The sequence below is a fragment of the Streptomyces sp. DT190 genome, assembly GCF_049846985.1.
In the GTDB taxonomy this organism is placed as follows: domain Bacteria; phylum Actinomycetota; class Actinomycetes; order Streptomycetales; family Streptomycetaceae; genus Streptomyces.
Genome location: NZ_JBNCNM010000031.1, coordinates 37,890 through 56,116, shown reverse-complemented (window position 1 = coordinate 56,116; position 18,227 = coordinate 37,890). Strand labels below are relative to the sequence as shown.

Genomic DNA, 18,227 nt, shown 5'->3' with positions numbered 1-18,227 from the left:
GATCGTTCTGTGCAGCGACGCCGCCGGGTCCGCCGCCGCCCGCCCCTTTCGGCGGGCGCCACCGAGCGGTTACCGACAAGGACTCACCATGACGCCCGTGACCGTGTCCCCCAGCCCGTGGACCAGGCGGTTCCCCCCGTCCGCCCAGGCGCCCGCCCGCCTGTTCGTCCTGCCCCGCGCCGGGGGTGGGGCCGGCTGGTTCCACCCCTGGTCGCAGGCGCTCGCCGGCCGGCCGGCGGTGGTCCGCGCGCCGTGTCCGGCAGGGCGGGACCGGCTGCGTGAGCGGTGTGCCGAGGACCTGGGGGGACGGGCCGGCCCGGTGCCGGCCGAGATCACCGCGCAGATCACCCGGCTCGTCGCCGACGCCGCCGCCGGCCGGCAGGGCCCGGCCGGCGGCGGCGCCCCGGCGCGGGCCGGCCGCCTCCATCCGACCGGCACCGCAGACAGGACCGGAAAAGCACCGGTGACATCCACCGGGAGACCGGCAACCCACAGATCGAGGAGAAGCATGGACACCGACATCGTCACGCAGACCGGCACGGACGCACCCGACTCCCCCGCGGCGGGCACCGCAACGGAGGACCGGCTCCGGCGGGTGTGGGCCCGGCTGCTGCGCCACGAGGAGATCGGCCCCGACGCGGAGTTCTTCGCAAGCGGCGGCAGCTCCCTGCTCGCCTCCCGCCTGCTGCTGCGCGTCCGGCGGGAGTTCGGGGTGCAGCTGACCCTGGAGGAGGTCTACGCCCACCCGACCCTGCGCCGGATGGCGGCCCTGGTGGACGCCGGCGCTGCGGGCAAGGACATGGCGGCCTAGAGCCGGGGCGCACGATCCCTGCGGTGTCCGCGTCCGGCGCGGGCACCGCACAGGTCTGTACGGGCAGCAGATGCGAACCGTGCCGTGCGGCGCCCGGCCCGGTTGCCCGGGCGGGGGCGGGCTGCCCCGGCGGGGGCCCGGTTGCCCCGGCGGGGGCGGGCTGCCCCGGCGGGGGCCCGGTTGCCCCGGCGGGGGCGATGTCACCGTGTGGCGGCGGGACCGGCCGGGAGCCCGCCCCTTGTCTCAGGGCCTCAAGGGGCGTAAGGCCTCAGGGGGTTCAGGGGGTTCAGGGGGTTAGGGGGTTCAGGGGACGAGGAAGGCAGGGCGTGGCCCGGCTCCCCCGGCCAGCCGTTCCCAGTCCAGCGGCGGCCCGTGCAACTGGAGCGCGGCCAGCGCCCGCGCCAGGGCGCGCACGTCCCCGAGCGCCGCCCCCGCCCCGGGCAGCGGCCCGCACTCCAGCACGGTCCCGTACGCCTGGGTCCCGCATGTCTCGTCGCGCGGCGGGTGGGACGTCTCGCCGGTGGCGAGGGCGCACCGGGGCTCTTCCCGGCGGGCCGGCTCCGCCGCCAGCAGCCGGGCCGCCTCCCGTGCCCCGAGGTTGCCCGCGACGTGGGCGGCGGCGACCAGGCCGCTGCCCCGCCCGGCGACGGCGGCGGCGTCCAGCCCCCAGCTCTGCCAGAGCCGGAACAGCGCGACCTGGTAGCCGAAGAGCGCGCACCGGGCGTACGGGGCTTCGCCCAGCAGCCGGGCGTCGGCGCCCTGTTCGGGGGCGAAGACCACCGCGACCAGCGGTATCGGCAGGCGGTCGTCGAAGCTCACGCACAGGGCGTCGAAGGCCGCCCGGAACGGGGGGAAGGTGCCGTACAGGGACCGGGTCAGGGCGGGTGAGGGAGCGCCGGCGCCGGTGAAGAGCACGGCGGTCTCCGTCGCGGCGCAGGGGCCGGGCCCGGCGGCGCCGGGTGTGCCGCACTCCAGCAGGGTCGGCCGCAGCGGGCCGCAGACGGGCGGGTCTGGCTTCATGGGGCCTCTCTCGTTGTCCTCGTGAGGGCCGGTCACCACGGCACGTGCGCCGCGCACCGCGCCCTGCAGGCGGGCCCCCGGCACGGCGTGGACGGCGCCCCGTCCCGGGCGCGCGGGGCGCCGGCTTCGGCCCGGCGGCGAGCGGGGGGTGCCGGGGGCCGGGGGCGGGGATCTCGGTGGGCCGGGCGGAAGGACGTCATCTCGAGCGTGTCCCAGGTCACTAAAGAAGAGGATGAGAACGGCTGGAGAAAAGGAGGGGGGCCGGGGGTGTTCGGCGAGGAGCGCTGGGCGGCGTGAAGTCGTCGGGCTCCTTCAGCCGGAGAGGCTGAACACCCCAGCCGGCCGTCCTCGACGGGGGGCGGGACCGGCCGAAACGCCCGGGCCGGGGGGCGCGGGCGTCGTGGACAGGCGGGTGGCGCGGGCGTCGTGGGCGGGCGGGTGGCGCGGGCGGGGCCGCAGGCAGGTGGCGCGGGCGGGGCCGCGGGCGGCGGCTGTCACGGGCGCTCTCCCCCACCGGGCGTCTCCCCCTCCGGGGGTCTGCCCCACCCGGGGGGCCGCGCGGCGGTCGGGGGGTGCGTGGCGGTCGGGGGTGCGTGGCCCGGTGGGGCGTCAGCCGGCGCGGGCGGTGAGCAGGTGGTCGGTGACGATGCGGATGATCTGCGGCTGGTGGTCGGCGAGGTAGAAGTGGCCGCCGGGGAAGATGTGGAGGTCGAAGCCGGCCTCGGTGTGTTCCGCCCAGGCGCGGGCCTGCTCGATGGTCACCTTGGGGTCGGCGTCCCCGGTCAGGGCGGTGACGGGGCAGCGCAGGGGTGGTGAGGGCCGGTAGGTGTAGGTCTCGGCCGCCTGGTAGTCGGCGCGGATGGCGGGCAGCACCATCCGCAGCAGTTCCTCGTCGCCCAGCACTTGGGAGTCGGTGCCGCTGAGCCGCTTCAGTTCGGCGATGAGTCCGTCGTCGTCACGCAGGTGGACGGTGTCGTGGACGGTCCGGGACGGGGCGCGCCGGCCGGAGGCGAAGAGCTGGGTGAGGATGACTCCGTGGCGCTCCTGCAGTCTTGTGGCGACTTCGTAGCCGAGGGTGGAGCCCATGCTGTGGCCGAAGAGGGCGAGCGGCCGGTCGGTCCAGGGGAGCAGCGCGGCGGTGACCTGGTCGGCCAGGTCGTGCAGGTCGGTGACGGCCGGTTCGCTGCGGCGGTCCTGGCGGCCGGGGTACTGCACGCCGAGTACGTCGACGGCGGCCGGGACGGCCTTGGCCATGGGGAAGTAGAAACTGGCCGAGCCTCCGGCGTGGGGCAGGCAGACCAGGCGCACGGCGGCGTCGTCACGCGGCTGGAACCGTCGTATCCACAGGCTGTTGTCCTGGTGGGGACCGGTCACGGTGGGGTGTTCCTTCCTACAGGATGCGCCTTGGGCAGCGGGTGTGGCGGGTGCGGGCGGCACGGTTCGGTCCGGCGGGGCGGGGGGCGGGTTCACGCCGCGAACAGGTCGAAGGTGGAGGCTTTCCTCGGTCCCGCGGCGACGTCCAGCAGCGGGTCCACGGTGAGCATGGCCTGGTGCAGGCGCTGCAGCTGGGGTGAGGGCTCCACACCGAGTTCGTCGACCAGGCGCAGCCGCAGCCGCCGGTAGGACTCCAGGGCGGCGCCCTGCCGGCCCGCCCGGTACAGCGCCACCATGGCCTGTGAGTGCAGTCCCTCGTGGTGGGGGTGGCGTGCTGTCAGATCGGCGAGCTCGGCGAGGAGTTCGCAGTGGCGGCCGAGCTGGAGGTCGGCGTCTATGCGCCGCTCGACGGCTCCGAGTCTGCTCTCCTCCAGCCGCATGACCTCGATCTCCAGGATCGGGCCGAGCCGTACGTCGACCAGTGCGCGTCCGTCCCACAAGTCCAAAGCCCTGCGGTAGCAGTCGGCGGCGGTCGCGGTCTGTCCCGCTTCGAAGGCGGTGCGTCCCTCGGTCACGGACTGCTCGTATGCGTGGACGTCGACGCTGTGTGGGGGGATCTGGAGCAGGTAGCCGCCGTGGCGGGTGACCAGTACGTCCTTGGCGCCGGTGGGGGCGCCGGGTCCCATGGCTGTGCCCAGTCGGCGCCGCAGCTGGAGGATGTAGGTCTGCAGGGTGGTCAGCGCGCTCTGCGGGGGCCGGCTGCCCCACAGTTCCTCCAGGAGCGTGGGCACGGGCACCACGCGGCCGGGGTAGAGGGCCAGCAGTGCCAGGATCTGCCGCGGCTTGCCGGCCGTCGGAACGATCGAGTCCCCGTTGACCTCGGCGCCCAACGGGCCTAGAACCTGAATTTTCATGTTCCCCTCCGCACCTCGTCGAGTTCCTTGCGACCCGAACTACTGCTGGAAGCGCACGCTAGCGGGGTCCCTGGCGGTTCACGGGTTGCCTCAAGTCCGCCTCCAGCGCTCTTCCAAGCCGCTGCCCGGGCGCGGGCCGAGGCCGGGCCGCCGGGGTGGTGCGGGGGTGTCGCGGGGGTGGTGCAGGACTGGTCGAGGACTGCTGGAGAGACGGCCGGAGCCCGCCGGCCCGGCCCGGCCCCCGCCCGGCCCGGCGGGCCGAGACGGGCCGGGCCGAGCAGGGCGGGGCGGGGCCGGGCAGGCGGGCTCCGGCCGGGCTGGCGGGCCGGGCGGGGGCCGGGCTGGCGGGCCGGGCGGGTGGGGTGGGGTCAGCGGCGGACTGTTTCGTGCAGCAGGCGGGCCAGGTCGGATGCGGCTTCGTCGGTGTCGGTGTCGGCGGCCAGCACGACCAGCGGCGGGCGGGAGCCGTCGGCGGTGAGCGCGCGGGCCGTGCGGCAGGCGTCGGTGCCGCCGCCGGAGAACGCGCCGAGGACGAGTGGCCGGCCGTTGTGGGCGAGCCGGCGCAGGAGGGGGTGCCAGGCCGCGGGGCCGTCGAGGGTGGGCCGCAGCAGGATCACCGACTCCGGGCCGGGGTAGAGGCGGGCGAGGCGGGTGTACCAGGTGTGGGGTATGCCCGGGGCGGGGACCAGGCAGACGGCGCCGCCCGTGCCGGGGCGCAGGGTGACGAAGGCGGGCCAGGAGGACGGCGTGGGCGGCAGGGCGTCGAGGAACTCGGCGACGGTGGTGGAGTCGTCGGCCTCGTGGGGCAGTTCCCGCAGCAGGCCGGCGCAGTGGGCCAGGAGCCCGGAGGCGTCGGCGAGGCGGGAGCGGTCGTGGCTGGCCGAGAGCACCAGGCCGCCGGCTTCGTCGTGGTGACAGACGAGGGTGAGGGGGAAGGCGGTCGCGGCGCCCGTCGCTTCGGCGCACTCCATGCGGATGCCGTGGGCGGCGAAGGCGGGTTCCAGCCGCTGCAGGGGGTCCAGGGTGCTGTCGAAGACGAGCAGGCTGTCCTCGCCCGGCTCGTCCCGGGCGTGGTGCCGGGGCGGGGGCGGCTGGCCTGTCCAGTCGTGGATCTGGCCGGCCGAGACCCATTCGTAGGGGGCGAGGTCGATGGCCTGGTCGCGCAGGGCGGCCAGCAGGTCGGGGACGGTGGTGTCCGGGTCGACGTCGACCGAGACGGGCAGCGGGTTGCGCAGCGCGCCCGGCAGGCGTTCGATGCCTTCGAGGGGGATGCCCCGCCCGGAGGCGGCGACGCTGAAGCGGACCGGCAGCGGCCCGTCGGTCCCGGCGGCCCGGTAGAGCATCAGCGCCCAGGCGGTCTGGAGGGCGCCGCTGTCGGTGGCTCCCCATCGCCCGGCCCAGGCGGTGAGCCGGGCCGCCTCGGCAGGGGCCAGCCGGACGCGGGCCCGTCCGGTGCCGGTGTGCTCGGCCAGCAGGGGGGCGCCGGCGTAGGCCGCCATCGAGGCCGCGGCCTGGGGCGCCGGTGCGGTACGCAGCCAGAACTCCCGGGCGGGGGTGAGGTCCTGGACGGCGAGCCAGCGGGCGTGGTCGCGCAGGTCGGGGCGGCGGTCGCCGCCGGGCAGGGCGCCGTCGCCGAGGTAGGCGCGGTAGAACTCGGCGAGCAGCAGGCGCACGCTGCGGGTGTCCAGCAGCGCCTGGTGGTAGGTGAGCAGGACCCGGGTGGCGGGGGGGCCGTCGCCGGGCGGGCTGTCGAACAGGGTCAGGCGCAGTGGTCCCGGGCAGCGCGGGTCGAGCCCTCGGCGCCGGTCGGCGGCGAGCGTCTCGTGCCAGGAGGGTCCGGGGTGGGCCGTGCGTGTCACCTCGGGCATGACCTGGTCGTGGACGGTGATGGCCGGGTGCCGGCCGTGGTCGAAGCAGGCGCGCAGGACGGCCTCGCGGTCGAAGACGGACTGCCAGGCGGTGGTGAAGCGGCCGGTGTCCAGCGGCCCGTGCCAGAGCCAGGTGAGCTGTTCGATCTGGCGGCCGGTGCCGGGGTGGGCGTCGGCGTCGGCGAGCAGTTCGCGCTGCAGAGGGCTGGCGGCGGTGGGGGGTGGTGCGGCTGGTTCGCCGGGGGTGTCGGCCAGTTCGTCCAGGACGGTGCGGATCGCGGCCAGCAGGGCCTCGACGGATGCGCCGGTGATGTCGTCGTGGGCGGCAGGCAGCCAGTCGAGCCCGAGGTGCAGGCGCCCGCCGCGCAGCCGGGCGCCGGCCTCGATCGCGTAGGGCCCGGCGGTGCGGGCGGGCCGGGGGGTGGGGCGGACGTCGGTGTCGGGGGTGAAGCGCACCAGGACCGGGACGAGTTCGCGCAGTACCAGGCGCAGGGCGGGGTCGGCGGCGTGCTCGCGGCAGGCGCCGAAGGCGGACCGGCCCAGGGCGGCCAGGTGGCGTGCGGCCTGTTCGGTGAAGGCGTGGGCGTGCTGGCCCAGGGCGCCGTGCAGCAGGACGGGCTCGGTCTCGGCCAGGGGTCCGACGGTGCGGGCCAGGGCCGGGCTGCCCTGGCGGCCGTCGGTGCTCACGTCGAAGGAGGCCAGGGGGGTGTTGCGCCAGCGGATGAGGGCCAGGCCCATGGCGGCGGTGAGGAGTTGGGCGGGGCGCAGTCCGAAGCGCCGGGCCACCGGGCCGGTCAGCCGTGCGGTGGCCGCGCGGGTCAGGGTGAAGCCGGCCCGGTGGGGGGGTGCGGTGTCCGCCAGGGGGCTGCGGGAGCGGAAGGGCGCCGCGGCGGCGCGGCCTTCGGCGACCTCACGCCAGTGGTCGCAGGCGCGGGGGTCGGTGGCGATCGCGGGCAGCGCCTCGGCCCACTGCGGGTAGCTGACGGTTTCGGGGGCGAGTTGCTGTTCCGGTTGTGCGAGGGCGCTTTGCAGGTCGGTGAGCAGGATGTCGAGGGAGAGCTGGTCGGCGACGAGTTCGTGGGCGAGCAGGACGAGCCGGTGGCGTCCGCGCAGCAGGACGGCGTGCAGGGAGCGCCGGGCGCTGGGGCGCAGGTGCCGGCCCGCCTCGGCGACGGCCTCGCGTTCGTGGCTGCGCGGCACGCCGTCGGCGACCGTGCAGGCGGTGTCGGCGGCCGGCGGCGCGGTGTGGATGCCGCTGCCGGTCTCGGTGTCGATGCGGGCGGCCAGGAGCGGGTGGGCCCGCGCGAGGCTGCGCAGGGCCGCTTCCACGGCGGCCGGCTCGAAGGGCTCGGCGGCGTCGAGTGTTCTGCAGGGGTGGGTGGCGGGGGTGGTGCCGTGGCGCCGGGCCAGGTCGAGTTGGGCGGGGCCGAGCGGGACGGGCGGCTGGTCGCGGGCGGTGAGCAGGTCGGCGAGGTGGCCTGTGGGGAAGGGGTGCGGCCGGTGCCGGGGGGTGCCGGCACCGCTGCGGGCGGGGTGTGGTTCGACGTGCAGGAGGTGGTGGTCGGGGCCGAGGTGCTGCAGGCGGTGGCGCCAGGACCGCCCGCCGGCGGTGCGGGCGGCGGCGAGGTCGAGCGCGGCGGCGGCCCGGCTGTCGCTCAGGGGGCCGCGCACCTCCAGGACGGGCGGGAGGTGGTGGGGCGGCTCGCCGGGGTCGACGACGACGCTCGTGACGGCGGCGAAGGACCGTTCACCGGCGGCGGGGCCGCAGACGGCGGGATCGCAGGCGGCGGGATCGGGGGCGGCGGGATCGGCGAGGGCCGGGCCGCAGGCAGCGGGATCGGGGGCGGCGGGGCCGCAGGTGGCGCGCTCAGGGGTGGCGGGGTCGGGGGCGGCGCGCTCAGGGGTGGCGGGGTCGGGGGCGGTGGATCCGGAGGTGGCGCGGTCAGCGGTCATCGGCATTCCGGGGCGTGGCCCCTCCCCTTTTCACCCAGCGGGACACCGCCCATGACGGTCGTCAGGGCGGCCGGCTGCGGCGCGGCTGCGCGGCGTGGTTCGGGACGGCTCACGGCGCTCTCATGCCTTCGACGTCCGCAACGTGCTCAGCAGGCTAGCGGTGCCCGCGCGACATGCCCGTTTTCTCCAGTGGCTCTGAAGCGCCCCCCGGGCGGCTCTCGGCGAAAGCCGCCCGGGGCGCGGCGTGAGGGGGGGGACCGGTTTGGGGGGCGGGGGTGGTCAGGGAGCCGGCGCGCGGGCGCAGGCCAGCGTGCGGGCGGGCGGTGTCGGGCGGGCGCGGGACGGCTGGGCAGGGACGTGGTGGCGGGCGACGCTCAGCAGATGACGGCCCAGCACCCGGTGGGTGGTGAAGGCCCAGGCGCCGGGCCGGGCCGCGGTGTCGTCGGGAGCGAGCAGGCCGCCGTCGCCGTCGCCGTCGCCGTCGCCGAGGGAGAACTCGCCGAAACCGAGCCGCAGTCCCTGGCCCAGCGCCTTGCTGTAGGCCTCCTTGAGGGTCCAGAGCCTGAGCAGTTCGCGTTCGCGGGCTCTGGGGGGCAGCGGTTGCAGGCAGCGCAGTTCGCCGGGGGCGCAGATGTGTCCGCTCAGCAGGTCGAAGTCGACTCTGCGGTCCACCGGTTCGGTGTCGACCCCGATCCGGCCGGCCCGGCTGACCCCGACCGCGATCAGCTCGTCGCTGTGGCTGAGGCTGATGTCGAGGTCCAGTCCGTGCAGGTAGGGCCGCCCGCCGAGTTGGTAGGCGAGGTCCAGCTGCGCCGGCAGGAGGTCCAGCGCGGCGGCCGCGGTGTATTTGGTGAGGAGGCGGGAGGCGGCGAAGCGGTGGCGGGTGGCGGGGTCGGCCGTGTGCCGGTAGCGCTGCCAGTCGCGGCCCAGCAGGGCGCGCAGTGCGGGGTCGGTGAGGGTGGTGGGCAGCCATTCGCCCCAGGTGGTGTGCACCACCGCGCTCCCGTGCAGCGCCAGCGCGGACCGTACCGGCTGCCAGGGGCCGCCCGGCCCGCGTACGTGGACGGGGGGCGGGGTGCGCGTGGCGTCGCCCATGGATGTCCTTTCCTCCGGCTGCCCGGCTGCTTGCCCGGTTGCCCGGTTGCCCGGCTGCTTGCCCGGTTGCCCGGTTGCTCGGTTGCCCGGCTGCTTGCTCGGTTGCCCGGCTGCTTGCTCGGTTGCCCGGTTGCTCGGTTGCTCGGTTGCTCGGTTGCTCGGTTGCTCGGTGGCTCGGTGGCTCGGTTGCGGCAGGGTGGGTGCCGCCGTCCCGGCCCCGCACCCGACGAGGCCGGGCAAGGGGGGCCGAGGTCCGCTGGAGAGCCGGTACAGGGCCGGTACAGGGCCGGTCGTATCCTGCTCGGCGCGCCCGGGGTGGCGTGGTCAGGAGAGGTGGATCACCTCGATGGCGTTCTCGGCGTGGCGGCGGGCGAGGTCGAGGACGTTGCCGGCCTGGTGGCCCAGTTGCGTGCGCAGGTGCCGGCGCGCAGCGCGCAGATCGGTGCCGGGTCCCAGGACCGGTTCGATCTCCTCGGGGCGTACCAGCAGGCTCTGGCGGCACACCACCACGACGCCGCTGGTGTCGGGCAGCACCTGCCACTCGCCGGTGCGGGCGGCGACCATCGGCACGGTCAGCGTCTGCTTGTGGATCAGGCGTCCGGCGTGCGGGAAGCACACCCGTACCGACTCGGTGGGCCGGACCACGCCGTCGGTGCCGGCGACGTCCATCGCCACGTGCTGGATGCCCGGTTCCTCCTCGGCCAGTTCGGCCCGTCTCACGTGGGCCACCACGCCGGGCCATTCGCCCACGCGGTAGAGGAAGTCGTAGACCAGCTCGGCCGGGCCCTTGACGCGGATGTGGTCTTCGAAGGTGAGGACCAGGTCGTCCAGCTCGCTGAAGCGCTGGGCCAGGTGCTGCAGGCGTTGCAGCACGGCCGCGTCGGCAGCGGCCAGGACGCGCCCGATCCGCGCGGTCTGGCCGGGCGGGCCCGGGGGTGTGCGGTATTCGTGGCGCAGCACCAGCCGGCAGGCGTGCGGGCCGCGTTCGTCCACGTGCCACTGGCCGCGCATCATCGATACCGGGGCGGGCGCGGGCTCGTAGCTGAAGTCGATGCGGCGGCGTTCGGGGTCCAGGGTGCGGCGCGAGACCGTGCAGCGCACGGCGCCGTCGATGGTGCTCCAGGCGCGGATGCGCTCGTGGTGGGTGCCGCACTCCAGGGGTTCGACGTGGACGGTGGGCGCCAGGAACAGCGGCCAGCTCTCGGCGTGCGCGATCAGTCCGTAGACGACCCCGGCGGGGGCGGCGATGTCCCTCTCGTGCGCGATGCGGTGCACCCGCTCACCCGCCATGGCGGCTGTCTCCTCCGGCTCGTCGGTAGCCGCGCGGCGGTGAGTGCTGCTCCCGTTCCCCCTGCGGCTGGTCGTGCAAGCACCGTCGGCCGCCGCGCTGGAGGAAGCGTGGAGAACGGCTGGAGAGGAACAGCCGCGGCCGGAGAGGACGGACGGCCGGAGGGGATTGGAGGGGGTGGTGGAGGTGGTGGAGGTGGTGGGTGGCCGGGCCGGTGTCGGGTCAGACGGTGCGGGGCAGCGGCGCGGCGCGCGGGACGGTCAGGGTCCTGGGTGAGGACCTGGCCCAGGGGAAGCCGTGGTGCAGTTCGAGGAGGGGGGTTTCGTCCTCGCCGGCCATGAGGGCGACGGCGGCCAGGACCCCGGGCGCCGGTTCCAGTTCCACGAACCGCCACCGCTGGGCGAGGTCGTCGTGCGGGGGCAGGAAAGCGCGCACGCCGCGGTCCTCGTCGAGTTCGAAGCTGAAGCTGTCGAAGGACAGTCCCAGTCCCAGTCCGCGTGCTTTGGAGTAGGCCTCCTTCAGCGTCCACAGCCGCAGCACCCGCACGTCGCGGGCGCGGCCGGGCGGTGCCTTGAGGACCCATGCGCGTTCCTGGGCGGCGAAGGCGTGGACGACGCCGTCGAGTCCCTGCTCGCCGCGGTCGAGCCGCTCGACGTCCACGCCGATGCGGTGCCGGCGTGCCACGCCGAGCAGGTTGTGGCCGCCCGCGTGCGAGAGGTTGAAGTCGAGTTCGCGGCCGCCGCGCGGCAGTCCCCCGGGGGGTTTTTGCAAAAAGGGCCGCCCGCGGGAGGAGCGCCAGATGACGGCCTCGCTCTCGGGGATGCCGCTCTCCAAGGCCAGCACCCGCCGCACCATGACGTGCGAGACGACGTACTGGCGGCGGTCGCGCTCGAAGAGGAACTGCCCGGCGTTTCGCTGCTCCTGCTCGTCGAGCCACTGGGCGGCAAGCGTGGTGGCCAGGCCGGGCGCGAGCTGGTCGTCGGGGCAGAACCACAAGGTGACCGGCGCCGCGGGCGGCACGGCAGCGGTCATCCTTCCCGCTCTTCCTGCGCCCGTCCGCCCCGCCGAGCCGAGCCGCGCGCCGGGCGGCGCGCCGGCCGGGTGGATCGGTGGCCGTCTTTGGCCCGCGGTGCCGCCCGGCCCGCCGAGGGCCCCGAAAGCCGCGGGGCGGCCGCCCCGGCGGACCGGGTGTGCGCGCAGACGGCGGACCGGGGCTGCGCACAGGGCCAGGTGTGCGCGCAGACGGCGGGCCGGGGCTGCGCACAGGGCCAGGTGTGCGCGCAGGGGGCGGGCCGGGGGTGTGCGCAGGGGGTGGGCTGCTCGTTCGTGCGCGGTGCGCGGGGCAGGCAGGGGGTGCCGGCCCGGCCGGGGCGGAGGCCCGCGCGGCGGGCGAGGAGGCGGGGTGCGTGGGCCGCCGGTGTGTGCGGGGCCGGCGGGACCGTCTGTGGTGCGTTCATGGTCCGGTTCCGCCTCAGTCTCGGCGCGGCAGCAGGGCGAGGGCCTGGTCGATGGTGAGCAGGTTGTCGCGGACCGCGTCCAGCAGCACCTCGGCGTCCATCGGCTCGGGCTCGGCCGTGAGCGCGGCGACGTGCGCGGCCAGCGCGGCGAGGGTGGGGTGGGTGCCCAGGGCGCAGGCGGACTCGCCGGTTTTGTAGATCCGGTTGACGGTCGCCACGAACTCCGAGGCGAGGAGGGAGTCGAGGCCCATCAGGGCGAACGAGGCGTGCGGGTCGATCTCCCAGGGGTCGCAGCGCACCAGCCGCGCGAGTTCTTCTCGCAGGACGGCCAGGACCTCGCTGCCGGCGCGCCGTGCGGCCGGCGGCGGCACCGAGGCGGTCAGGCCCCGGGCGGGGGCGCCGCCGCCCGGGCCGCACAGGGGTGCGGCCGGCTCGGGGTGCAGTTCACGGGCGATGTGCCGGGCGAAGGCGGCGGGGGTGGCGTGGTCGAAGAGAGCGGGCGCCTTGACGCTGGTGCCGCAGCGGGCGTTGACGCCCGCGACGAACTCCACGGCCTGCAGCGAACCGAGCCCCAGGAAGCGGAAGGACTGCCGGGCGTCGATGTCCTGCGGTTCGAGCATGAGCAGGTCGGCGAGCACCTCGACGACGTCGCTGAGAGGGTCGGCCGGGGGCGCGGGAGGTATCGCCGGGGCGAAGGGCTGGAGGTCACTGGACATGAAGGCTGCTCCCAAGGAGGGTCGTACGAACTGCCGGAGGAACCGGATCGTCAACTGCGCCACCGGAAGGGCCGGGCCGCCAACTGCGCCGCCAGCCGGGCCCGGTCGTCGTCCGGGCTGCCAGCGGAGCCCGGTTGTCGTCTGTACTGCCGGAGGGAACCGGGGCGTCGTCCGGGCCACCATCAGGGCCGGGTCGTCGTCCGGGCCGCAGGCGGGGCCCGGTTGTCGTCTGTGCTGCCGGAGGGAACCGGGGCGTCGTCTGTGCTGCCGGGGCGCGGGCGGGGCCGGATGCGGCGGGCCGCAGGCGGGGCCGGGTGCGGCGGACGGGCCGGTGCGGGCGGGGGGGCCTGTGCCCGTCAGCCCACCCTGACCGCTCGGTCCGCTCGGGTCGCCCGGTCGGCCCGGTCGGCGCTGCGGGCGGTGCCCGCGGCATCCTGGGCGGCGCCCTCGGGTCCGGCCATCAGCATCGAACGCTGCAGCCGCCGCAGCGCCGCCGAGGGCTCCAGTCCCAGTTCGCGCACGAGGGCCCGGCGCAGGCGCTGGTAGGTCTGCAGGGCCTCGGTGCGCCGGCCGGAGCGGTGCAGCGCCAGCATGAACTGGCCGTGCAGGGTCTCGTGCGTGGGATACCGGCTGACCAGGACGGACAGCTCCCCCAGGAGTTCACGGTGGCGTCCCAGCCGCAGGTCGGCGTCGATGCGCTGGTCCAGGGCGCACAGCCGGGTCTCCTCCAGGCGCCGCACCTCCATCGACAGCAGGGCGCCGGTGTGCACGTCGGCCAGGGGGGTGCCGTTGCACAGGCCGAGCGCGTCGCGCAACTGGCGGGCGGCCGCGGGGAAGTCGCCGGCGTCCATGGCGCGGTATCCGGTGCCGGCCAGCATCTCGAACTCGCGCACGTCGCTCCGGCCGCCGCAGGTGTTGAGCAGGTAGCCGCCCGGCATGGTGACCAGGACGTCCTTGGCCGAGCGGGCCGGTGTGTGCGCCGGGTCGCGTTCCAAAGCCGCGCCGATCAGCTCGCGCAGCTGCAGCACGTAGGTCTGCAAGGTGGCGCGGGCGCTGCGCGGCGGGTGGGCGCCCCAGAGTTCCTCGGTGAGGGTCGCCACGGACACGACCTGGTCGGCGCGGAACGCCAGCAGGGCCAGCACCTGACGCGGCTTGGGCGCCGTCGGCGCGATCGAGACCCCGTTCTCGCGGACGTCCAGTCCGCCCAGTACAGAGATGTCCATGGCCTTCTCCCCCTGTGCACAGCGTCAGTGATCGGTTCACCGGCCCTCCGAGTAAAAAACAGCGCGGTTGGTTTGTCAATATAAAACCGTCCGCGCTGTTTTGTTTCTGGTCTCGGGTCCACCCCCCACCTGCGACTCCCCCACCGAAGACACCCCCCGCAAGGCCCCCACGAGGCCCCCACGCGGGCCCCGCGAGGCCCACGGGACCCGCCGCACGCGGCCGGAGGACTCGCGCGCACGGCGCGCACGGCGGGCACGCCGGGCACGGGCAGCACGAAGGGCCGCGGGCACGGGCACGACGAGGGGCTGCGGGCGCGGGCAGCACGAGGCTGCGGGCGCGAGCAGCACGAACAGCGCGGACCGGCCCCTTCAAGGGACCTGCCGCGCTGGGGGTTCGCCGGCTGCGTAGGGGATCGGCTCGCGCTGTGGCGTTCGCCGCCGGTGAGGGCTCTGGCGTGCCGGGGTGTTCCCTGCCGGTGGGGCTCTGGTGTGGTGCCGGGGCGTTTCCTGATCGTGCCTGCCGCCGGCCGGGGGTGGGTCAGCCGGGCTGGTCGGCCGGCTGAGGGTGGAGGAATCGCTGCGTGTCGCCTTCTGCGGCCATCTGCGGCAGCACCAGTTCCCAGAAGTGGGCCACCCGCCCTTCGGAGAGCCACTGCGGGTCGCGGGCCCCCAGCACTTCGAATCCCACCATGGCCGCCACGACGGTCGGCGCGAGCCGCTCGGGGCAGGCGCCCTCGGCCAGCAGTCCCTCGCGTCCGGCCCGCTCCAGCGTGGTCTCGATCCACTCCTGCCACTGCCGCCGCAACACCCCCGCGCCGTCCCGTGAGGGGTCGGTGCACAGCTCGAAGCCGGCCCGCACGACGGTGTCGTCGGCGATCCGGCCCATCAGCAGGTGCGTGGCGTTCACCAGTGCCTGCAGGGCGTCACCCGCACGCTCGGCGAGGTCGGTCATCCGGGCGAGTGAGACCGCCGCCTCCTGCTGGACCGCGTCGGCCAGCGCCCTTTTGTTCTCGAAATGAAAGTGCAGGGCACCGTTGCTCACCCCGGCACGGCGGCTGATCGCCGAGAGCGAGGCGAGCGCGAACCCTTCCGAGGCGAACACCTCGGCCGCGGCCCGCACCAGCGCCCGGCGGGTGCGGGCCGCTCTGTCCTGCTTGACCATCATGTGCCTTCCTGAGCAGGGACCGCGGGCGGCCTTGCCCGCAACCGCGCCACGTCGTTGCTTGCGTTGTTCACCGGGGCGGACCGCCATGCCCTGCACGAGGGCAGACCGGCGTACTCGGTGCGCAGCACCACCGGGGAGCCGATCAGGACCTCACAGGCGGCGGCGGAGCCGGTCAGGACCTCACAGGCGGCGGGGCCGACGACGTCGCCGACCAGGCCGCGCTCGGCCACGCACCGCGGCCGGCGCACCTGCCCGACCGCACGCAAAGAGCCCCCACCCGGCAAAAACCCGACACGCTCGCGCACGGTCAGCCCGCCCCTGACCCGCTGCGCCGCCACCGCCTTCCCACCCGGACCCCGCCCGGCCCGCTCCCCCACCGCCCGCAACCGCGCCACACGGCCACACACACCCGACACAGACCCACCCGGCGCAAACCCGAACGGCGCAGACCCGGCCGGCGCCGGGGCAGCGGTCACTGCCATGCCAGTCCCTTCCCGAGGCCAGGGCCGCGGGGACCTCCCGCCTCCAACCCACCAGCAGATTAACAAACCGCACGGACGGTTTCTGGCCGGGCTGGAAACGTTCCCTCAGCGCCAGCTGCCGGGGGCCACATATCCCCCCGCCGACCTCCACCACAGCGGCGCACCCGCCTCCCGCACCCGCGGCGGCCCCGCGCCCCGGAGCAAGGCCGTGAACACCGCGGCCAGGGCCGCCAGTTCGTCCCGGCCCACCTCACCGCTCTCCACCCGGAACAAAGGCTCCCCACCCTCCACCCGACCGCTCCCCTCACCGCCAGCCACCGTCACCTTTCCGAAGAAAAACGCTCGGCCCGGCCGGTAGAGAACCGCTCAGGAACCACTGGAAAGACCCCGGCCCCGCAGACACCCCACCCCAGGGCACCCGCCGGCGCGGGGGCAGGGATGCCGCCTGGGCGGGAGCGGGGATGCTGCGTGGGCGGGGCCCCTGGCCGCATCCGACGGGCCGCCCCGCGGACGCCGTCGGGCCCGGCAGGCGCCTCTGCCCCCGTATGGCAGGCGTCGGCCGTCCCTGTGCGGCACTCCTGCCCCTGTACGGCCCCCTGTACGGCCTCCCGCCTCCGTTCAGCAGGCGCCCGCTCTCGTTCGAACAAGCGCCACCGCCCCCGTACGGCGGATGCACCTCCCCCGGTACGGCGGGAAGCGCACCGCCCTCGTGCGGCAGGGCAGGCACCGGCCCTGCGGGATGGCATTCCCGCCGCCGCGGCAGGCGCCTCTGCCCCCGTACGGCAGACGGGCCCTTCTCCGTACGGCAGGCGTCCCAACCCCGTACGCCAGGCACTCCGCTCCGTACGACAGGGCGCAGCAGGCGTGCCCGCCCTCGTGCGGCAGGCGCGGCGGGTGCGCCCCTTGACGGGCCCTGTACGGGGCCTCCTTCCTCCCGTTCGGGCGCCTGCCCTTGTCAGGCAGGCCCTGTACGCCAGGCGCTCCCGCCCCCCCTAGGGCACAGCGAGACCCCCGTCCCGTGGGGCAGGGGCGGCACCCGCCCCCGTGCGACAGGGCGGCCCTCCGGCGCGGTGACGGGCCCCGCCGGGCCGGAGGCGGGAATGCCTGCCGTCAGGAGGCGATAGCAGGGTGCAACTGCGCCGCGGCATAGGGGGGATGGCCGCGAGGCGCGGGGGCGCGAGTTCCTGCCGTGCGCAGCCGGAGCGCTGCGGCGGGGGGGGGGGATGCCGCCGTGCGGGGAGCGACCTGAGAGAGCCTGCCGTACGGCGCGGGGGCGGGGATGGGTGTCGTGCGGGGAGCGACCCGAGGGATGCCAATGCCTGTCGTGCGGAGGGCCCTTGCGGGTATCCGGCGCCGACGACGGGATGCCCGCAAGGGGGCGCCTGCGGGCCGCGCCGGTCCGGTGCGGCGGGCGTATCACGCCTGGTCCGGGCGTGGCCGCCGGCCGTGCGTCCCGGGCCCTGTGAAGGAACCTAGTAAATAAACCGGAGGGTATGTATATTTCCGAGCGATGGATCACGGTCCTTCCCTGCAAGGCCCAGTTCAGTCCACCAACCGGGGGAAAACATGTCAGCACCCACCTTTCACATGACACCACCGCCCCACGCCGCACACCCCGCACCATCCGCACCTGCCGGCCCCGACACGGGCGCAGCGGGCACCCTCCTGGCCCCGCGCCCGGCGCGCATACCGGGCCGCACCGTGGCCAAAGAACTCGTCCACCGCCACAATCCGGCCGAGGTGATGCTCACCGGCTGGAACCGCACAGACGAGGACAGCTTCACCCTGAGCGCCAGATGGCCCCGCTCCCACCGGCTCTTCGCCGACATCGACGGCTGCCACGACCCCCTGATCGCGGCGGAGACGATCCGCCAGTCGGGCAGCCTGCTGCTGCACGCCGAGTACGAAGTGCCCTTCGGCCACCACTTCGTCATGTGGAACCTCACGGTCACCACCCGGCCGGGCCCGCTCACCGTACGCGCCACCCCCGCCGACATCGACCTCGCCGTGACCTGCCACGACGTCAAACGACGCGGCAAAACACCAGTCGGCCTGCACCTCGAGGCCGTCCTGCACCGCGACGGAGAAACGATCGCCCACGGCAGCGCCGCCGTCAGCTGCGTCGGCCCCGCCGCCTACCGGCGGCTGCGCGCACCCCAACTCGACGGCGCCGGCCCGCCCCTGCCCCTGACCACCCCCGTGACACCACACGAAGTCGGCCGCCTCTCACCAGCCGACGTCGTCCTCTCCCCCACCCCCCAACCCGGCCACTGGCTGCTACGCGTCGACACCCACCACCCCGTCCTGTTCGAACACCCCGTCGACCACGTCCCCGGAATGATGCTCCTGGAAGCAGCCCGCCAGGCCACCATCTCCACCCTCGGCCACCACGCACCCCCCACCCACATCACCGGCGAATTCAACCGCTACGCCGAACTCCACCGCCCCTGCCACATCCACGCCCACCGCCTCCCCGCACAAAACACCCAGGAAACCGTCCTCATCACCGGCGAACAAGACAACGAAAACATCTTCCGCGCCCTCGTCACCCTCCCCACCACCCACAACTAACACCCCCACACCCCCAGCCCCCACCCCCGGCCCACCCAGCCAACCAGCCCGGCCCACCCAGCCCAACCTGGACTGGCACAGCCCAGCCCAGCCCGACGGCCGGCGCCTAGCCCTGCTGCAGACCGCGCTCCTGGAGCACGCCGCCGCGTACAACCTGCGTACGGTCATGACCTTCCGCCAGAAGGTCGAGGAGGCGATGGCCTTCGCGGAGAAGATGCCGGAGACGGCCGCGCACCTGTACGTCAACGACGCCTCGGATGAGGACCTGGCCCCTCCCCGGACTGGCACAG

At 75.2% G+C, this 18,227-nt stretch carries 14 protein-coding genes; 2 read left to right on the top strand and 12 right to left on the bottom strand.

What is annotated here, in order from left to right:
* The first annotated feature begins 88 nt into the window (after nt 1-88).
* Complete coding sequence (locus ACPXCS_RS36045) at nt 89-811, top strand: phosphopantetheine-binding protein (RefSeq protein WP_425952093.1); 723 nt, start codon at nt 89-91, stop codon at nt 809-811.
* Between the two features lie 303 nt (nt 812-1,114).
* Here ACPXCS_RS36045 and ACPXCS_RS36040 read toward each other — a convergent pair whose 3' ends face one another.
* From ACPXCS_RS36040 to ACPXCS_RS35985, 12 genes are all read right to left on the bottom strand, one after another.
* Complete coding sequence (locus tag ACPXCS_RS36040) at nt 1,115-1,831, bottom strand: acyltransferase domain-containing protein (RefSeq protein ID WP_425952094.1); 717 nt, start codon at nt 1,829-1,831, stop codon at nt 1,115-1,117.
* Nucleotides 1,832-2,440: 609 nt separating this feature from the next.
* A complete protein-coding gene (locus ACPXCS_RS36035; RefSeq protein ID WP_425952095.1) occupies nt 2,441-3,205 on the bottom strand; it encodes a thioesterase II family protein in 765 nt (254 codons plus the stop codon).
* Nucleotides 3,206-3,297: 92 nt separating this feature from the next.
* Nucleotides 3,298-4,119 (bottom strand): AfsR/SARP family transcriptional regulator, encoded by an 822-nt coding sequence (locus ACPXCS_RS36030; protein ID WP_425952096.1) that lies wholly within the window; start codon nt 4,117-4,119, stop codon nt 3,298-3,300.
* 368 nt (nt 4,120-4,487) lie between these two features.
* Nucleotides 4,488-7,940, bottom strand: a complete 3,453-nt coding sequence (locus tag ACPXCS_RS36025; protein ID WP_425952097.1) for a condensation domain-containing protein — start codon at nt 7,938-7,940, stop codon at nt 4,488-4,490.
* Between the two features lie 279 nt (nt 7,941-8,219).
* Nucleotides 8,220-9,035, bottom strand: a complete 816-nt coding sequence (locus ACPXCS_RS36020; protein WP_425952098.1) for a 4'-phosphopantetheinyl transferase family protein — start codon at nt 9,033-9,035, stop codon at nt 8,220-8,222.
* A gap of 324 nt (nt 9,036-9,359) precedes the next feature.
* Nucleotides 9,360-10,325 (bottom strand): aromatase/cyclase, encoded by a 966-nt coding sequence (locus tag ACPXCS_RS36015; protein ID WP_425952099.1) that lies wholly within the window; start codon nt 10,323-10,325, stop codon nt 9,360-9,362.
* Between the two features lie 220 nt (nt 10,326-10,545).
* Entirely contained in the window at nt 10,546-11,355 is an 810-nt protein-coding gene (locus ACPXCS_RS36010) for a 4'-phosphopantetheinyl transferase family protein (protein WP_425952100.1), read from the bottom strand.
* A gap of 439 nt (nt 11,356-11,794) precedes the next feature.
* Nucleotides 11,795-12,496, bottom strand: a complete 702-nt coding sequence (locus tag ACPXCS_RS36005) for a phosphopantetheine-binding protein (protein WP_425952101.1) — start codon at nt 12,494-12,496, stop codon at nt 11,795-11,797.
* A gap of 356 nt (nt 12,497-12,852) precedes the next feature.
* Entirely contained in the window at nt 12,853-13,719 is an 867-nt protein-coding gene (locus ACPXCS_RS36000) for an AfsR/SARP family transcriptional regulator (RefSeq protein ID WP_425952102.1), read from the bottom strand.
* Between the two features lie 538 nt (nt 13,720-14,257).
* Nucleotides 14,258-14,884 carry a ScbR family autoregulator-binding transcription factor gene (locus ACPXCS_RS35995; protein WP_425952103.1) on the bottom strand — a complete coding sequence of 209 codons (627 nt, stop codon included), beginning with the start codon at nt 14,882-14,884 and terminating at the stop codon, nt 14,258-14,260.
* The gene (locus ACPXCS_RS35990; protein ID WP_425952104.1) at nt 14,881-15,132 is read right to left on the bottom strand and encodes a hypothetical protein; all 252 of its coding nucleotides are present in this window, start codon (nt 15,130-15,132) and stop codon (nt 14,881-14,883) included. The genes ACPXCS_RS35995 and ACPXCS_RS35990 overlap by 4 nt, the downstream gene beginning before the upstream one ends.
* Nucleotides 15,133-15,471: 339 nt before the next feature.
* A complete protein-coding gene (locus ACPXCS_RS35985; protein ID WP_425971103.1) occupies nt 15,472-15,630 on the bottom strand; it encodes a hypothetical protein in 159 nt (52 codons plus the stop codon).
* A gap of 1,437 nt (nt 15,631-17,067) precedes the next feature.
* Between ACPXCS_RS35985 and ACPXCS_RS35980 the strand changes: the two genes are divergently transcribed.
* Entirely contained in the window at nt 17,068-17,937 is an 870-nt protein-coding gene (locus tag ACPXCS_RS35980) for a ScbA/BarX family gamma-butyrolactone biosynthesis protein (protein WP_425952106.1), read from the top strand.
* Nucleotides 17,938-18,227: the final 290 nt, after the last annotated feature.

Excerpts from the sequence above, each read along its gene's own strand:
- ACPXCS_RS36005 (WP_425952101.1), bottom strand. The coding sequence starts at position 12,496 with ATGTCCAGTGACCTCCAGCCCTTCGCCCCGGCGATACCTCCCGCGCCC.
- ACPXCS_RS36010 (WP_425952100.1), bottom strand. The coding sequence starts at position 11,355 with ATGACCGCTGCCGTGCCGCCCGCGGCGCCGGTCACCTTGTGGTTCTGC.
- ACPXCS_RS36025 (WP_425952097.1), bottom strand. The coding sequence starts at position 7,940 with ATGACCGCTGACCGCGCCACCTCCGGATCCACCGCCCCCGACCCCGCC.
- ACPXCS_RS35995 (WP_425952103.1), bottom strand. The coding sequence starts at position 14,884 with ATGATGGTCAAGCAGGACAGAGCGGCCCGCACCCGCCGGGCGCTGGTG.
- ACPXCS_RS36030 (WP_425952096.1), bottom strand. The coding sequence starts at position 4,119 with ATGAAAATTCAGGTTCTAGGCCCGTTGGGCGCCGAGGTCAACGGGGAC.
- ACPXCS_RS36040 (WP_425952094.1), bottom strand. The coding sequence starts at position 1,831 with ATGAAGCCAGACCCGCCCGTCTGCGGCCCGCTGCGGCCGACCCTGCTG.
- ACPXCS_RS36045 (WP_425952093.1), top strand. The coding sequence starts at position 89 with ATGACGCCCGTGACCGTGTCCCCCAGCCCGTGGACCAGGCGGTTCCCC.
- ACPXCS_RS36015 (WP_425952099.1), bottom strand. The coding sequence starts at position 10,325 with ATGGCGGGTGAGCGGGTGCACCGCATCGCGCACGAGAGGGACATCGCC.
- ACPXCS_RS36020 (WP_425952098.1), bottom strand. The coding sequence starts at position 9,035 with ATGGGCGACGCCACGCGCACCCCGCCCCCCGTCCACGTACGCGGGCCG.
- ACPXCS_RS36000 (WP_425952102.1), bottom strand. The coding sequence starts at position 13,719 with ATGGACATCTCTGTACTGGGCGGACTGGACGTCCGCGAGAACGGGGTC.